Origin of the sequence: Chloroflexus sp., from assembly GCF_034432675.1 — a bacterium.
Classification (GTDB): Bacteria; Chloroflexota; Chloroflexia; order Chloroflexales; family Chloroflexaceae; genus Chloroflexus.
In genome coordinates this window covers 1-16742 of the sequence record NZ_DAOUBI010000091.1, presented here as the reverse complement: position 1 = coordinate 16742, position 16742 = coordinate 1, and the positions used below count along the sequence as shown (strand labels likewise).

12 protein-coding genes and 1 pseudogene are annotated in these 16742 nt (G+C 56.1%); 7 read left to right on the top strand and 6 right to left on the bottom strand.

Annotated features, from left to right (window positions below; translation table 11 throughout):
* Positions 1–321: 321 nt before the first annotated feature.
* The 3 genes from VAE55_RS07010 to VAE55_RS07000 form a co-directional block, all read right to left on the bottom strand.
* Positions 322–1497, bottom strand: coding sequence for a zinc-dependent metalloprotease (locus VAE55_RS07010; RefSeq protein ID WP_322815080.1), 1176 nt, complete (start codon positions 1495–1497; stop codon positions 322–324).
* Between the two features lie 102 nt (positions 1498–1599).
* A complete protein-coding gene (locus tag VAE55_RS07005; protein ID WP_322815079.1) occupies positions 1600–2400 on the bottom strand; it encodes a SelB C-terminal domain-containing protein in 801 nt (266 codons plus the stop codon).
* On the bottom strand, positions 2393–3340 hold the full coding sequence (locus VAE55_RS07000) for a GTP-binding protein (RefSeq protein WP_322815078.1): 948 nt from the start codon (positions 3338–3340) through the stop codon (positions 2393–2395). Before VAE55_RS07000 ends, VAE55_RS07005 begins: the two co-directional genes overlap by 8 nt.
* Positions 3341–3506: 166 nt before the next feature.
* Between VAE55_RS07000 and VAE55_RS06995 the strand changes: the two genes are divergently transcribed.
* From VAE55_RS06995 to VAE55_RS06965, 7 genes are all read left to right on the top strand, one after another.
* Positions 3507–4103, top strand: coding sequence for a DNA-3-methyladenine glycosylase (locus VAE55_RS06995; RefSeq protein WP_322815077.1), 597 nt, complete (start codon positions 3507–3509; stop codon positions 4101–4103).
* A 71-nt stretch (positions 4104–4174) separates the two neighbouring features.
* Positions 4175–4927, top strand: a complete 753-nt coding sequence (gene rph / locus VAE55_RS06990; protein ID WP_322815076.1) for a ribonuclease PH — start codon at positions 4175–4177, stop codon at positions 4925–4927.
* Between the two features lie 76 nt (positions 4928–5003).
* Entirely contained in the window at positions 5004–6257 is a 1254-nt protein-coding gene (locus tag VAE55_RS06985; RefSeq protein WP_322815075.1) for a tetratricopeptide repeat protein, read from the top strand.
* A 380-nt stretch (positions 6258–6637) separates the two neighbouring features.
* A complete protein-coding gene (locus tag VAE55_RS06980; protein WP_322815074.1) occupies positions 6638–7666 on the top strand; it encodes a UV damage endonuclease UvsE in 1029 nt (342 codons plus the stop codon).
* A gap of 246 nt (positions 7667–7912) precedes the next feature.
* Positions 7913–8662 (top strand): peptidylprolyl isomerase, encoded by a 750-nt coding sequence (locus VAE55_RS06975; protein ID WP_322815073.1) that lies wholly within the window; start codon positions 7913–7915, stop codon positions 8660–8662.
* 584 nt (positions 8663–9246) lie between these two features.
* The gene (locus VAE55_RS06970) at positions 9247–11079 is read left to right on the top strand and encodes a 2-oxoacid:acceptor oxidoreductase subunit alpha (RefSeq protein ID WP_322815072.1); all 1833 of its coding nucleotides are present in this window, start codon (positions 9247–9249) and stop codon (positions 11077–11079) included.
* Between the two features lie 29 nt (positions 11080–11108).
* On the top strand, positions 11109–12134 hold the full coding sequence (locus VAE55_RS06965; RefSeq protein WP_322815071.1) for a 2-oxoacid:ferredoxin oxidoreductase subunit beta: 1026 nt from the start codon (positions 11109–11111) through the stop codon (positions 12132–12134).
* A gap of 624 nt (positions 12135–12758) precedes the next feature.
* Here the strand turns inward: VAE55_RS06965 and VAE55_RS06960 are convergent.
* The 3 genes and pseudogenes from VAE55_RS06960 to VAE55_RS06950 all read right to left on the bottom strand — a co-directional run.
* Positions 12759–14648 carry a glutamate mutase L gene (locus VAE55_RS06960; RefSeq protein WP_322815070.1) on the bottom strand — a complete coding sequence of 630 codons (1890 nt, stop codon included), beginning with the start codon at positions 14646–14648 and terminating at the stop codon, positions 12759–12761.
* Positions 14649–14689: 41 nt separating this feature from the next.
* The gene (locus VAE55_RS06955; RefSeq protein WP_322815069.1) at positions 14690–15337 is read right to left on the bottom strand and encodes a hypothetical protein; all 648 of its coding nucleotides are present in this window, start codon (positions 15335–15337) and stop codon (positions 14690–14692) included.
* Positions 15337–16742, bottom strand: a pseudogene (locus tag VAE55_RS06950) (hypothetical protein); the annotation flags it as partial. The gene VAE55_RS06955 and the pseudogene VAE55_RS06950, both read right to left, overlap by 1 nt.

The window sequence follows — 16742 nt, the reverse complement described above, 5'->3', positions numbered from 1 at the left end:
GAGCTATCTGGAGCACGCCCACTCCCCAGCGGAGCGAGGCCAGGCTGGGGTGTGATGCTGGGACGTGTAAGCACCCCCACCCTCACCCGCCCCCGCTGGGGGCGGGAACCAGCGGCACCGAATGACTCCCGCTGGTGCAGGTGATGAGTGCGCCGAAGGTATGCGCTTCCAGCGGATACTGACTCAGGTGGTGAGTGCGCCGCAGACGCACGCTCCCAGGGGGCAGACTATTGTCTGCGCACGGTGTGTATCGCTCAGGGTCAGAGCCAGGGTGATAGTGGTTTCTACTTCCAGATGTGGTAGAACGATTTCAACCCTCGCCTACTGCCGATCCATCCTCACGATCCATTGCCCCGGATTACGGATTTCATCCATCGACGGCAGATTCTCCGGTCGTTCCCACACTCGGCTGGCAAACTGAATGCCACACGCTGCGACAACCGCATTGACAAACGCCTCGCCCTGCTGATATTGAGCCAGCTTCAGATCGAGACCGGTCAGACGGAAGACCATCTGGTCAAGCATGGTGCGCTGGCGTTGGCGCTGGGCAATCTGCTGCTCAATCTGATTGAAGCTGGGCAACAATCGGCGACCAACCGCATTCATCACGTGATTTCCATAGCCTTCGATCAGCGACATCAGTGCCTGAATCCGGTCAAAAACCGCTCGCTGCTCAGGTGTTAACACGGTCTCGATCCAGTGTTGACCACTCCCAATGCCTTGCAAGAGGCGCATGAGCATATCGACCAGACTATTACCACTGCTGAGCATCTGGCCACTGACAAGGGCAAAATTTTGCTCAAGTAGCTCGCGGAAGTACGTGCGCACCCATGGGTAGGCTTCAAACTCGAAGGCGTGGGTCATTTCATGCAACGTAATCCAGAGCCGGAAATCCTCGTCGCTCAGACCCAGTTGCTGTTGTACGCGGGCAATATTGGGTTCCACGAAATAGAGCGAACCACCGGTCGCCTCAGCCGACAGTAAACTGAGATCGTACTGACCGAGCACCCGTTGAGCCAGATAGCCGAGCAAGCCACCAATCTGAACGCCCAGGAGCTTGCTGCTAACGTCATTCATCAGCACGCCGAGCGCACCCCGCCCACCGCCGTTCTTTTCGTACATCTCTTCAATCGGGCGAAAAAGCTGACTAAACGAAACGATATTCGCTTCCAGCCATTCCCGCCGATCAAAGACAAAAATCCGACTTACCGGTTCAGGTAGCCGTACACCGAGATAGTCGGCGATTAGAGGTTCGCTGAGCGCCACCATCCGCGCATACTGCTCGCGCCGGAAAGCCCGATTATCCACCGGTGCCTGCTCCCATTGAGACAGCCGCAACGCGGCCTGGCGAGCCTGCTCCCAATCGATCAGACCGCTGGCAGGGCGAGTGCTGTTACGGGCACGTGTTTCAAGGTAATAACGTGCGGCAAATCCGGCAGCTACACCCAACAACAAAGCTGTGCCAAAACGGCGCAAATCATTCTGATTACCGGCCAAAGCAATCTCCTTTCCTGCGCGAGCGGGGTAGGTTTAGTGTTTATTAAGAGTCTATCATGATTGATCGCCTCCTGTCCAATCTGGCGATCCATACCTAACGCCTTAACGCACCAGAATGCGTGTATCCCCCACTCGCCGGGTTATCCGCTGTTCATCGAGGTATTCAAGAAACGCAACTGCATACTGCCGCGAGACGCCAAAATGGTCACGAAACGCTGCTACCGTTACCTCGCCCTGCGTTTCTATGGTAGTTCGCACCCACATTGTCATTGCTGTGCAGGTTGCCGGCAACAGATACAGGTCAGATGCGATCTTCACCAACAGACTATTATCACACGCCCACGCCAGTAATTCACTGTCGAGTTCAGTGGGTGGCGGTGCAGGGGGCATGTGGGTCAGCGCACTCATGTAGCGATTGAGCGCACGTTGCTGATCTGCTGTTGGTTGTGGTGTGAAGTCGGTCAACCGTACCGTTGTTTCATCAGCACTAAGCCAGCTCTCTGCCATGGTGGCTACCAGGACACTTTGCCAGAGTTTTGGTGTCAGTTGCAAGCGCTGGCGTACCTCCTCACGCGACATGCCCCGCCGCAGCGGAAAGCGTTGATGGTACGACGCCAGGAGATCATGTAAGGTTGCACGTAAACTGGCCCAACCCGCAGATGAGATCAAGGCATCGTCTCCCAATACGACCAGGTGTCCCTCTGTGACGAGCGCCGCCAGCACCGCCTCGGCCTCAGTATCAGTGATACCGGCAGCAGCTAAACTCTCTGTGCGCAGCCGGGGCCGGCCATCGGCCATGGTTTGGCGTAACCGCTCAGCGGGACTACCCTGGGATCGCAATGTCAGTGCCGCAATCACCTCGGAACGAAAGCGACGATGGCGTGGCGGATGCGGATCAATCACCACACCACCTGCAACAGTGCGACTGGGTGAAGGCGTGCGCAGAATGAACCGGTCGCCAACGGCGGCAACGACCGGAACTGTCAGCGGAATCTGAACCCACCCTTCGGTCGGCGGTCAACTCATCGGTATCCAGCAAGGTCAGACGACAGGGTGCTTCACTACTGCCGATAAACAGATCGAGCGCAGCATTATGCGCGATTGGCGCCACATCATCGATAACGCGCACGTGCGCATCGAGTAAGGTCGTCGGTATCAATGCGCCCGGCAGGGTCAGCACATAACCACGCCTGATGTCACGATGATGGACACCGGCCAGGTTCACGGCCACCCGCATGCCAGGTTTTCCCTGAGCGATTGGTCGTTGATGGCTTTGCAAAGCACGAATGCGCACACGTAATCCTGGCGGTAAGAGTTCGACCTCTTGACCAACTGAGAGGACACCATCGCGTAAGGTACCGGTCACGACCGTACCAAAACCGGTAATGGTGAAACTCCGATCAATTGCCAATCGCGGCACACCGTGCACCTGATCACGCGCCGGCAGCGTATCAAGTAAACGGTCGAGTGTTAGCAGCAGTTCGGCCAAACCGGCACCGGTGCGGGCCGAGACAGGCACTATCGGTGCTAATGTCCGCGTACTCCCGGCTAGCATTTCACGCACATCTTCGCGCACCAGCTTCAGCCAGTCAGCATCAACCAGATCAACTTTGCGCAGCACCACAATCCCGTGGTGGATCGCCAGCAGATCGATAATCGCCAGATGCTCACAGGTCTGGGGCATCACTGCTTCATCGGCGGCAATGACGAGAAGCACCGCATCAATACCACCCACACCGGTGAGCATGTTCTTGATAAAACGCTCGTGTCCGGGGACATCGATCAAACTCACTTCCCGACCACTCGGTAGGGTCAGCCAGGCAAATCCCAGATCGATGGTCATCTCGCGTTGCTACTCTTCGCGCAAGCGGTCGGGATCAATACCAGTTAATGCCTTGACCAGGGTTGACTTACCGTGATCGACCTGACCGGCAGTTCCAATCACAAACATTGCCAGAAACTCTTGCATATCGTTTACAATACTGCTAAGAGCATTGTACGATGAAGCGATGGAATACGCACTTCAGCATCTACGCAACGTTGATCCAACGCTAGGGCACTGGATCGAACAGATTGGCCCATATACATTGCAACGGCAGCCGCACGGCTTTGCCACGCTGGCCTATGCCATCATTAGCCAGCAACTATCGCTGGTAGCGGCCCGAACCATTCGCGACCGTCTCAACGAGCGATTGGGCAGCCTGGCACCGGAGACCATCATTGCGGTTGATGAGACAGTACTGAGCACTGCCGGCCTCTCGGCTCAGAAGAGCAGCTACCTGCGCGACCTGGCCGAGCGCGTGATGAGTGGTCAACTCGACCTGAACCTGTTGCCAACCCTCGACGATGAAACAGCCATCACACACCTGATGACCGTAAAGGGCATTGGGCGATGGACGGCTGAAATCTATCTGATGTTTGCCCTCGAACGACTGGATGTCCTGCCGGCTGCCGATCTGGGCCTGCGTGATGCTGTTCGTCTCATCTACGATCAACCACGCCTGCCCAAACCCCAGGAACTGCGTACCTTTGGTGAACGCTGGCGTCCCTACCGCAGCATTGCCTGCTGGTACCTCTGGCAGGCACGGCAGATTATGATCAGTTAAGTAATCTCACGTTGTATCGTGGTCACAAACGTGGTATGATGGTCAATAAGAAGTAGAGGAAACGGTTTCGTATGATGCGGATTGATGGACGGTCACCAAACCAACTACGTCCCATTTCCATCGAGATCGGCGCAGCACCGTATGCAGAGGGATCGGCACTTATCGCCTACGGAAAGACTCGTGTTCTCTGTACCGCTACGGTGGAAGATGGGGTACCAGCCTGGATGCGCGGCCAGCAGAGTGGCTGGGTCACTGCCGAGTATGCAATGCTGCCACGTGCCACTCTCCAACGCACCCGTCGCGAACGCAACGGGCCGAGTGGCCGAACCCAAGAAATTCAGCGGCTGATCGGTCGTTCGTTGCGGGCTGCGATTGATCTCGACGCGCTTGGCGAACGTACTATCACCATCGACTGCGATGTGTTGCAGGCCGATGGCGGTACCCGCACGGCAGCTATCAGTGGCGGTTACGTTGCCCTGGCGCTGGCGGTAGAATACCTGGTACGCAGCGGCGTCCTGGAAGCAAGACCAACGCTGACACCAGTAGCTGCTGTAAGCGTGGGCGTACTTCAGGGCGTGTTACTGCTTGATCTCTGCTACGAAGAAGACAGTCAGGCCGACCTCGATTGCAACGTAGTGATGAACAGTGCCGGCGGGTATATCGAAGTCCAGGCCACAGCCGAGCGATCAGCAGTCACTCGCGGCCAGCTCAACGCACTGCTCGATCTGGCCGGACGAGGCATTCAACAGATTTTGGACGCACAGGCCGCTGCGCTGGCAACTACCTTGCCCAACAACGCCATGAGCCAGGCCCAATCCCCATAACCCGGATTGTGCCCGATCAACCTGCGACGCCATGGCTCGCAACGATCGCCCTCCATGCCGGGCGAGGAGGTTTATCATGACAGACGAGACCAGACGCGTTGCCGGTCGTCGCCATCTACGCTACGGTTTGGCTTTTGAACGCACCCAACATCCCGAAGCAGCGGTTGATCAGTTTCGGCGCGCAATCGCCGCTGATCCGACCCTGCGCGATGCCCATAATGCGCTGGCTTTCCACTATCAGCAGCAGGGGCTGCTGGCGAAAGCTGCCGATGCCTTTGCGGCTGTTGCCAGCCTGGCCGACGACTATTTTGCCCACTTTAACCTCGGTTTTGTCCTGATTGAACTCGAGCGCTACGACGAGGCCGAACGCGAGTTTCGCCGTTGCCTTGAACTTGACCCCGGTGATGCAGCGGCACAACTCGAGCTGGCCTATATCTACGCAGCCCGTGGTGATTACGAAACCGCTTTGAATCTGCTGACAACCCCGCGTCAACACTATTACGACGACTGGGGCGTGTTTCACCTGCTTGGTCGCTGTCTCTTTCATATGCAACGCTTCGACGAAGCACGTCAGGCCTGGCAACAGAGCCTGGCCCTGGCGCCAACCCCAGAAACGCAACTGGAATTGCTCTCCTGTCTGCAAAGCATTGAACGACGACGTGAATTTCACGCCACCATCAGTCACAAAGACGAACTCTACATTCACGAGGGGGTTATCTGCCTCGGCTCAGCAATGGACGATGGGTTCACGATCCGGCCACTGAGCAATTACCGGTTCAGCGAACTTGATGTCGCCCGTACCATACAGCGTTTTCTCGCCCTGGCCCGCAGCAGCGAATGGCGTTTCGGTGGGGTGACGACACCAGAGCTGATGAGCAAGCCATTGGTGCTGACCCTGGCGCAATTACTCAATCTGCCATTGCTGAGCCTGCACCACTTGCCGCAGCTCTCCGAGCCAATCTTGATCGTGATGGCAGTCGGTCATTCCGCCGATCTGTTCACCATTGCCCGCGAACGCTTGCCCATTCCTGGACCTGGCTTCTGCCTGGCAGTTAACTGGACGCGCCAAAGCAAATTGTTGCCAGAAATCATTGGGGTAATCGTCGAAGGTCAGTGTACCTTACCCTGGGAAGAGGAATTGCAAAGCCTTGATACAGCCGGTCAGACCGATCACATCAAACACATTGCCGGACGAATGATACAGATGGTACAAACGCTACCCGGCGAAGACAACCTGCCTCGCCAGATTCGATACTACACACGCCACCATCGGCGATTGGCGATCAATGCCCTGTTGCACACCTCGCCGCCCGACCACCCGGCTGAGTAGGATACAACAATTGTTATGTCAAGTTTAACGTAAGGCATCGGCACGCTATCTACCGTCACCCTCACGCTGTGCCTTGTGGACAAGCATCCCCTGGAAAGGCGAGCTTCCGGCTCGCTCGTCATCTGCACCACGTCCTGTACCATTTGGGTGATAGAGGGAGCGCGAGCCTCTAGCTTGCTCACCACCTGCAACAGCCCGCCGTGCATGCTGTCGGCAGTGTTCTGCCAATCCGCATCGACGACTCAAACAGACAAATAGCTATCATCGCTATTGACGAAAGCGAACATTTGTCCTACAATAAGCGGGCATTCACCTGCAACATCACCGGCGAACGCCCTTGTCAACAAACGCTCACTATCCAACGTGCTGCGGCTACTGTTATGAAGACAATAGATCATCCAATTCTTGGAACCAGCCACGACCTTGCGCCGCTCTACCAGCGTGCATCCAGGCAATCAAAGCACGCAGCAATCCGATCTTCCGGTCAGCAATACGACACAACCCACACTGGTATTCGGCTCGGTTTTGCCATTCGCACGGTGAGTCAACCCGGCCTGATCAGTGGCTCGCCACCTCATCTCAGCATCTTATTAACCCATTTAAGTGATGCCCTACGCTACCTTGAGCGGACTGACATCCGGTTTTATCGTTTTGCGTTACCCCGTCACTTCAATCTCAGCGATCTGGCTGAATGTCAGACACAACTCGCGCTCCTCAATCAACACATCAGTACCCGCAACCTGCGCCTGGGTGTACACCTTGATCCGCACCTGAGCCTCAGCCATTCCGATGAACAGGTTGCCGACGCGACGATCCGCACGATTGAGGCGACGTGTCAGCTTCTGGCAGCCCTTGATCACCCTCAGACCATCAATCACACCCTGGTGATACATCCCGGAGCTGCCGATCCTGCTGCACAACAACGCTTTACCCAGCGTTGGGTAAAGCTATCGATTCAGGCTCGCCGGCGCACAACCATCGAGCACACCGGCGCCGGATTCTCGCTGGGGCAACTACTTGTTTTAGCTGCACGTACCGGTATCCCCATCGTTTTCGACTATCTCCACTACTGCTTACACAATCCTGAACGGTTGAGTCTGGCGCTGGCACTAGGGCTAACCCTGGCCACCTGGCCGCGCCAGATCCGCCCCGAAGTTCATCTGAGCAGTCAACGCAGCGAAGCCCATCTGCTTCCGGGGCGCAACGGTACTTCCCGGGTCATACCACCACGCGCCGGTCAGCACGCCGATTTTGTGGTTGCCCACGATGCAATTGCCCTGCTTGAAGCTAGTCGGGGTTTACCACCGTTCGATCTGATGATCGAAGCAAAAGCCGGTGATCTGGCACTTTTGCGTCTCCGCCAGGAACTGGCTCATTATGCACCCGAATGGGCTGCGCGGCTGGCGTGAGGATCTGTCACACAGCAAGGGTCTTATGTTCATATGTGATGTATGTACAGAACACGCTGGCCGGCCAAAGCGATGGCGAATCATACCAGAATCGAGACTGTGAGCCATACGTCATAAGCGAGACTCGACACCATACTGCACCGCAATAATACCTGCGACAACTATACAGAAGAGCGGCGCCTACACACATCCTTGCGCGGTTTGATATAATGCCAGCGGAAAAATATCATACTACCGAGGTGATCTGTGAGTAACCAGCGACCATCTACAACATCAAACCCGCTGGCCGGTCTTGTTGCTATTGCCATTTTGCTCATTGTGTTAGGGTTTGTGGCCGGCCTCTTGATTAGCCGATCTGGAACACCAATAGTCATACCAACCGCAGCACCTGCTCCAACCAGCCCACCGGCACAAACAGAGCCTGCATCGGTTCCCACACCGATCACCGGCAGTATGCCCATACTGCCTACCGCCACCACCTATCAGTACAGCAGTCCACCACCAATGAGCATTGATCCGGCTAAAAAGTATACCGCGACTATCTATACCCCACGCGGTGAGATTGTGATTGAACTGCTGCCCGATATTGCGCCACAGACGGTGAACAACTTCGTCTTCCTGGCCCGCCAGAACTTCTACAATGGACTGACCTGGCATCGGGTACTGCCCAACTTTATGGCTCAGGGTGGCGACCCACGCGGCGATGGTACCGGTGGCCCCGGCTATACCATCCCGGCAGAGTTTACCGACAAGATTTTGTTCGACCAACCCGGTATCGTAGCTATGGCACGCTCGTCAGATCCAAACAGTGCCGGTTCGCAATTCTTCATCACCACGGCGCCGGCACCCTGGCTGAACGAGCAGTACACGATCTTCGGCAGAGTTATTCAGGGTCAGGAGATTGTTGACGGGATACCGCTGCGCGACCCGAGCAATCCTGCCGATCTGGCGACCCCCGGCGAGATGATTCTGGGTATTGCCATTAACGAAGAGTAGTTCAATATCTTTGTATTTCAAATGAGGAATGGCAACGTTATAGTGTTGCCATTCCTCATCACATTGTGGCACGTTGGGCATAGAAATTTCCCTCTTCCACCTAGTGGAAATCACCTATAGAACGCGGATCGACGCGGGTTTAGCGGATGCACGCGGATAACATAAACACACTGGTGAGCCGCTCCTGATAGCACGTGCTGAGCGGTGGGGTCATCTGCGGCTATCCGCTCTATCGGCACGTGTCCGTGGGGATTACCCGCAGAACGCGGATCGACGCGGGTTTAGCGGATGCACGCGGATAGGCCGGAGGTACTGGTGATCCGCTCTTGACAGTATATATCGTGCGAGGCAAGGTTGGATGTGTGCGCGGTGGAAGCGTGAGTATTGTAGTGCTTATCTCACTTCGCATTCTACCAGATTTGATTTCATCGATAGAAACACACGCTTCAGGATGGCGACAGAGGATCCCTGGTTGAGACAACCCTTTCGTGCTGATTTCGCGGCAGTCTTACTTGCCATCTACCACACACCACTCGTATAATACGAATTACCGCTCAGTGTCGAGCATGTTTTGCGAGGAAGCTATGCAATCCCCCGAACCAGTTGTGAACGAGTTTGCCATCACCGCAGCCACCGTGAACGGCTCTGGTAGCCAGACAGCGAACATGGTGCTAATGCGGGCTATCTTCAAGATGGGTATTCCCGTCTCCGGTAAGAACCTCTTCCCTTCCAACATTCAAGGTGAACCTACCTGGTACACTCTGCGGGTGAGCCAGGCCGGCTACACAGCCCGCCCGGCCGAAACACCAATTCTGGTGGCATTCAATCCGCGCACAGCCAACGACGATCTGTCGCAGTTACCACCCGGCGGAATTTGTCTCTACCCTGCCGATGGCCCCTGGCAGCCATCACGGACGGACATCATCCCATTTGCAATTCCGGTACGGCAACTTCTGGATCAGGTCGGCGTGAATCAGCGCCTCCGTACATACGCTGCCAATATGACTTACGTTGGCGCTTTGGCGGCGCTGCTCGGTATCGAAGATGCAGCCCTGGTCGCTGCGCTTAAGCAACAGTTTCGCGGTCGTCTCTCGGCGATTGAGCTAAACCTGGCGGTTATTCGCGCTGCCTATGTCTGGGCTGCCGCTGAACCGTCGCCTGCCCATGGACGCTTTCGGATCGCCCGGATGCAGGCAACTGACGGTATGATGCTGATTGACGGCAACACAGCAGCAGCGATTGGCGCCATCACCGGCGGTGTGGGGGTTGTTGCCTGGTACCCGATCACGCCATCAAGTAGCCTGATCGAGTCGCTGGAGAGTTATCTCCCCCGCCTGCGTCCGCCCACAGATGGCGCAACCTGCGCGATTGTGCAGGCAGAAGACGAGATTGCTGCACTCGGGATTGTGATCGGTGCAGGTTGGGCCGGAGCGCGTGCGATGACGGCCACCTCTGGACCTGGCATTTCGCTGATGAGTGAGTTTGCCGGTTTAGGGTTCTTTGCCGAAATTCCGGCAGTCATTTGGGATGTACAACGGGTTGGCCCTTCGACCGGTCTACCGACCCGTACCGCTCAGGGTGATCTGATGGCTGTCTACTACCTCAGTCACGGTGACACGCGCCACGTAATCTTGCTGCCCGGTACGATGGAAGAGTGTTTCAGCGATGCCCAGACCGCCTTTGACCTGGCCGAACAGTTACAGACACCGGTCTTTGTCTTGAGCGATCTTGATCTGGGCATGAATATCTGGATGAGCAAGCCATTCACCTACCCGGAACAACCACTCCAACGCGGGAAAGTGCTCAGCGCCGAGGAACTCTCCCGGCTAACGAACTACGCCCGCTTTGCCGACGTAGATGGTGATGGGATCGGTTATCGAACTCTGCCCGGCAACCCTCACCCTCTGGCCGCTACGCTCAGTCGCGGTACTGGGCACAATGAACGGAACGTGTACAGCGAACGACCGGAAGACTGGCAGCGCAATATGGCGCGTCTCTGGCGCAAACACGAGACGGCACGCCGGCTGGTCCCGCGTCCCATTATTGACGAGCATCCTGAGGCAACGATTGGCCTGATCGGCTTTGGCTCAACCACACCGGCTATCAGTGAAGCCCGCGATCTCTTGGCCACTGCTGGGATTCCTACCAGCAGTATGCGTGTACGCGCACTTCCCTTCGGCCCGGAAGTGACGAACTTCATTGCTCGCCACCAAATCTGTGTCGTTATCGAGCAGAACCACGACGGACAATTGCGGCAATTGCTCCAGCTTCACTGCCCAGCCTACGCTTCCCGGCTTGGCTCGGTGGCATGGTGTGATGGTTTACCACTGATCGCACCGTTCGTACGCGATCAGGTATTGCATTGCCTGGAATCAATGCGCGAGACGATGATGATCGGCATCGGAACCGGTAACTAAGCGTATCAATCTGCCAGGTCGGAGGAATTATGACACAGTTCAACGCGATAGGATTATCGAAAGCCGATTACCGGGGCGCTCCCTCTACCCTCTGCGCCGGCTGCGGCCACGACTCCGTTGCCAGCCAAATTATTGCCGCCGCCTTCGAGCTATCGCTCCAACCCCATACAGTTATTCGAATGAGTGGGATCGGTTGTTCCAGTAAGTCTGCCGCCTATTTTCTGGGGCGATCTCATGGCTTCAATTCGCTGCATGGCCGTATGCCATCGGTCACTACCGGTGCCCATCTTGCCAATCACACCCTGCGCCCTCTGGCCGTCAGTGGTGATGGCGACACGGCCAGCATCGGACTGGGGCAATTCATTCATCTCCTGCGCCGAAATGTGCCAATCGTGTATATCGTAGAAAACAATGGCGTCTATGGGCTAACCAAAGGTCAGTTTTCGGCGACCGCCGATGAAGGGCAGGAGCTAAAACACGCCGGTGTCAATCATCTACCACCGATTGATGTGTGCGCGGAAGCCATTCTGGCCGGCTGTGGCTTCGTCGCACGCTCATTCGCCGGCGACGCCAGGCAGGTCCGCGAGTTGATCAAAGCAGCCTTCAATGTACATGGCTCAGCAGTGATTGACGTGATTAGCCCTTGCGTTACCTTCAACAACCACGACCGCTCGACCAAGAGCTATACCTACGGTAAGACCCACGAGACACCCATCCACGACATCAGTTTCATCCCGCATTACGACGAGGTTACGGTCGATTACGAGCCGGGTGAAGTGCGTGATGTGCAGCTTCACGATGGACCGGTGATTCGGTTACGTAAACTCAACCGCGATCACGATCCGACTGATCGCAGTGCGGCACTGGCCCTCCTCGAGCAGGCACGGGCCAACAACGAGTTTGTGACCGGACTAATCTATCTCAATGAACGGCGGCCTACGCTGGCGGAAACGCTGGGCATAGGAAGCACACCCATCGCAGCACTGCCCGAAGATCGTCTCCGGCCATCACGCGAGGCATTTGCAGCAGTGATGGCCGAACTGGTTGATGGTTGAGATCAGCTCGCTGACAGCATCAAATCGGTTCACCCCGGTTGGATAACGAGGATCATCGTTATCACTGATGAAACCCGTAGGGGCAGGACTTATGCCTGCCCCTACTGTTAATCCAGCACCTAATGCAGGCTCATTCATTACTAACAGACTCCCTGATCGTGACGAGCACGTACAGCATCTTCGTGACCAGCGGGGTCAACAGCACAACAAGCTCCGGAGCATGGCTGATGCGGCAGCATGGCTGTCGCACTCCAAACGTCGCGACACGCGTATGACGAGCGGGCAAAGTAATCAATCCCACGAGTGATGGCACTGGAAATGGTCGTCAACCCTCCTCGCTGCTATACCGGCAGCCTGGGAGCAGGATGTTTTTAGTGGTTGGCAAGCGTTCATGATCCTGTGCGATGGTTGGGTAGCACGGCCACACAGCTTTCATGAAATGCGTTCACGTGGACCTCTTTCCTGTGCCTATTACCTGCACTACCTCAGCATCAGGCTTGCGCCGCCCAAATCAGCTCCGTGAGCAGGTTTACCCACCTGCTCACGGAGTTGTGCAATATCATCGTCCGGTGAAGCCGGTACCGTCTCCGTTGTCGGTAACATTGCCTCGGATGTCTCTGCCGGCTATGGTGCCCATTTAAACCAGCTTCGACGAGGCTTGGGTGCTATGGAAGGTGCAGCGACGACCGGGGCAGGCATTTCTGGCAGCGAAATCACCGGTTCGGGGTATGGGCTATCGCTATGTTCGGCACCTACGGCCCGTAACCACGACCACAGTAAACGGCGACGTTCAGCACCATCGGCCGGTAGCGTTAGCGGACGACCTCGTGCATCGATGATCAGGCCAAGCAGGCTCCCGTGAACCTCGGCAGGATCACTCTCAACAGCCTCACCGGGCGCGGCCTGTCCAACACGCACGGTAGCAGCCGGTTTTACCTTGACCTGGGCATAACGACCGACAGACAAAGGAAGACGGATCAACTCGCCATGACGAACCTGCACCCGTTCGCTATCGCCACCAACCGTAATCAGCTCAACATCGGCGACAGGTTCACCGATCCGACTGCCACCCTGCAATACAATACACGTCGCCAACGGTGTATTGTTCAACAAGTCGTGGTCAAAAATCGAGATTGCAGCATCAGTACTAAGCGCAGCAATCCCACCACACACTGATAACAGACTCAGCATATCGAGGTGAATGGGAAGCAACAAACCGGGCAGTTCATTTGCCGGTTGTAAACCATCCAGTAAGGCCAGTAGGGCCATTCCGGGATGCGGGGCATGCGTCAGTACACCACCACCGGCCAGCAACCGTTCGTAGGCAAGGGGTGTCTGCTCGTCGCGGAGGGCAGCAACACCCAGGGCCAATGCTTCACGGGCAAGTGCCAGATCGAGATAGCAATCTTCGCGTGTCGCCGGTAGCGTTTGGGGACGCAGCATGCGATTGAGTAAGCGTTCAATCAACTCTTGTTCTTCAATGGCAAACGGTAGCCAGCGGGCAATTGCCGCCGGGCCGACCTCACTGAGCAACGCACCGACGCCAAAAGCTGTGCCACAGACGCCGTGGAGCGTCGCCGCGATCTGATCGGGTGTCGCAGCGATCAACGTTGTAGTTGTCGCCCCAACATCGACGTACAGCACCGCTTGTTGCTGGCGCTCGGCCAGGAATCGCGTCATGACATACTGCGACTCAGCGACAGTTCGCAATGTGGTCTGATCAGGCGCGCTCAATTGATCGATACCCGGCACATCGGTTAATTGCCGGGCATAGCAGGCCAGCAAAGCCTGACGCAGCGGCGTCAATACTTCCTGATCGAGGGCAGGACGCACATTCGCAACCGTTATCAGCTCACAGTTGTGCCCACCAAGAGCAGTCTGAATCTGGGGTTGAACAGATGTATTACCGGCATAAATAATGGTTGGTAGCGGCTGACGTATCGCCGCGGTGAATGAAAGTTTGAGGTTAATCAGGTGGGCAAGACGCTTCATGGCCTCGACCGTTCCACCCTCGATGCCACCGGCTAACACAACAACATCTGGCGAGAGGGGTAGCAAGGTCTCAAGCTGACGCTCAAGCCACGACTGCATAATACCTGTCGTTGATCGAGCCGAAACATCATCCAGAGTGACGACCGCCAACACCACACTGGGCACCCCACGAACAGCATGCAGTGCGCTACGGGCTGACACATCAGACGCAATGGCCGCCACTACGACGCGCAATGGTTCAAGTGCCGATGTCACAACTATGACCGCATCAGTGCCATCACCAGTACTGATGCGCGGCATCAGTAAACGACCATCGCGCAACAATTGCCGCCCGGTGAGATCGGCCAGTTGCGCTGTCGCTTCCTGCACCGCAAAAAAGACATTCCGGTACGGCAATTCACGACTGGTGAGCGTTTCGGTTTGTCCGATCAGACGGCTTTCACCATCAACCTCATCAATGAGCGAAACCCGGGTAATCAGACTACCAATTTCAACTGCCAGTATCGCCCGTACAAGTTCCATGCACTCTACCCCAAAATATGCGACGAATAGACGCCCAGGTGCTACATACCAGCAATAGCCCGTATCCAATCAATAATGAACAGGAGCCGCTCATTGAGGGCAGCAAGGTATGAAACAATACTACCGGCCAGAAAGAAACCGAACGCCAGCAGCAATATCCAGCGCCCTACACTCGCCACCAGATCAATCCACCGCTGCCGGTTTGGATTGGACGAGCGGGTCAACGAAAAGGACAATAAGGTCGCTATCGAGCCAATAAGTAAGACAATACTCCCCAGAATTGCTACCGGTGATGACAGATCAGATCGAGTTGCATCGAGCACCTGCGGGAGAATCGTTCCAACAACGGCACCACCAACTACCAGTGCAGCGCCCACACCAAACACAAGTGCTAACGGCAGATTGGCCAGCCACGAACTGGTCTGTTGACCACTTATCCGCGTCAACAATAATGCCGCCAGAAAGAAAGGAGTCAGGCGTAGCGTCAGCAATACCGGTTGATCGCCGGCAGCAAGCAAATCAATCACTGCCGGTCGCAACACCTGATGATATATCACCACAAATGCGTAGCCTAAAGCGACACCAACAAACAGGTATTGGACCAACCGAAAGGCCGGTGTATCGCCCAGAACACGGCTGAAGACCAGTAGCGTAAGCAAGATCGGAATAAGGTTGATTGCAATGTCCATCAGCCTCTACCTCGTGCCAGGCGTCGCAACTGCCCAATCCCAACAATGAAGGCCCCTAATAGCAGGACGCCAACAAACGCTATCGTTGCCCATGTCTGGTAGGAAAGCTCAGGTGTTGCCAGGTTATCAGCATTACCGGCAGCCAGCAAATCACTGGCACCACGTTGCCCGGCAACTGCATACACATTGGGTAAGCGCGTATAGGGCAGCACTTGTGGATAGACCTCTTGCGGCAGCAAGAACACAATCGGCACCTGCGGGGCGGCACTATGAATCTGCTCCATCCAGGCCTGTACATCCTGAACCTGATCGGCCATCACCACAATCATCGCCAGATCACGTAGTGACTGAATGCGTGGCGTCCCATCTGAGCGCGTAGCTAGCAAGCCGGCAGTTGCATCCTGGCCGGTATAGTCACGACGCAACTCTGCCCGCAAATCCATCGCCATACTGCGCAATGCCAACTCACCGCCCGGGCGATACCCCAGCAAGACGTAATCACGACCGCCAAAGATCACACCATTTTCGTTGTTGTAGCCGGCTGATCGTAACGGTCCGATCAGATCAAACGCAAGTAATGAGCCCTGGAGATCGGTACTGACAATAATCAGCTTCGTTCGATCAGCCGTTAATCTGGAAATCAGGACATTTTCGAGTGGGCGTAATTCAGCAACCCGCTGGGCACCCCATTCGTAGGCAACTAAAACAACATCCTCACTGTCCAGAACAGCAAGCTGTTCGTTCAATGCAATTACAGCCGGTGACGGTTGATTGCGACTCGACAATGTGGCGGACAGACCTGGTATGCTGATGCCAATCAGAATAGCGATGAACAAAACAAACGACAGCCATTGTTCCAGAGCTGGTAAACGCCGCCGGGCAGGCACTGGCTGCGCAACAGGCAGCGTTGTCGGTAACGGAGATTGTATGAGTCGTTCAAGTAATGCCGCAGCAGCCAGTTGATCATCGGTACGCTGCGCAGGTGCAGGTAGTGGCGGCTTAATAACAGCTACTTCAATTCCTGGAGCTTCCCCTTCTTCCTCTTCAACCTCACGGCTACGTAGACGCTGCAACCAATCATCTATAGGGGTTATAGCTGGCTCTGCCACCCGTTCCGTTGAAGCACGCAGCCACGGTGGTAATTCGGCTCCCCCGAAAAACTCATCACTGGTCGAACTTGTTGTAAGCGAAGGTTCTTCAATGACGGGAGACTCCGTTGAGTCGGACTGCAACCACGACATCGCTCCGGCAGAAACATCTGCGGTGAGCCAGTCAGGTGCAGCACTGCCCGCCTCCGCTGCCGGCGCTGCTTCACCCCGCAGCCAGTCCGGTATCTCGCTACCCGCCGCCGGTGCCGCCTCTTCCCGCAACCACGCCGGCACGTCGCTACCCGCCGCCGGTGCCG

What these genes read in the sequence shown, in the direction of transcription:
- VAE55_RS06965 (WP_322815071.1), top strand. Translation starts at nt 11,109, where the DNA reads ATGACACAGTTCAACGCGATAGGATTATCGAAAGCCGATTACCGGGGC.
- VAE55_RS07000 (WP_322815078.1), bottom strand. Translation starts at nt 3,340, where the DNA reads ATGACCATCGATCTGGGATTTGCCTGGCTGACCCTACCGAGTGGTCGG.
- VAE55_RS06980 (WP_322815074.1), top strand. Translation starts at nt 6,638, where the DNA reads ATGAAGACAATAGATCATCCAATTCTTGGAACCAGCCACGACCTTGCG.
- VAE55_RS06995 (WP_322815077.1), top strand. Translation starts at nt 3,507, where the DNA reads ATGGAATACGCACTTCAGCATCTACGCAACGTTGATCCAACGCTAGGG.
- rph (WP_322815076.1), top strand. Translation starts at nt 4,175, where the DNA reads ATGATGCGGATTGATGGACGGTCACCAAACCAACTACGTCCCATTTCC.
- VAE55_RS06970 (WP_322815072.1), top strand. Translation starts at nt 9,247, where the DNA reads ATGCAATCCCCCGAACCAGTTGTGAACGAGTTTGCCATCACCGCAGCC.
- VAE55_RS06960 (WP_322815070.1), bottom strand. Translation starts at nt 14,648, where the DNA reads ATGGAACTTGTACGGGCGATACTGGCAGTTGAAATTGGTAGTCTGATT.
- VAE55_RS06985 (WP_322815075.1), top strand. Translation starts at nt 5,004, where the DNA reads ATGACAGACGAGACCAGACGCGTTGCCGGTCGTCGCCATCTACGCTAC.
- VAE55_RS06955 (WP_322815069.1), bottom strand. Translation starts at nt 15,337, where the DNA reads ATGGACATTGCAATCAACCTTATTCCGATCTTGCTTACGCTACTGGTC.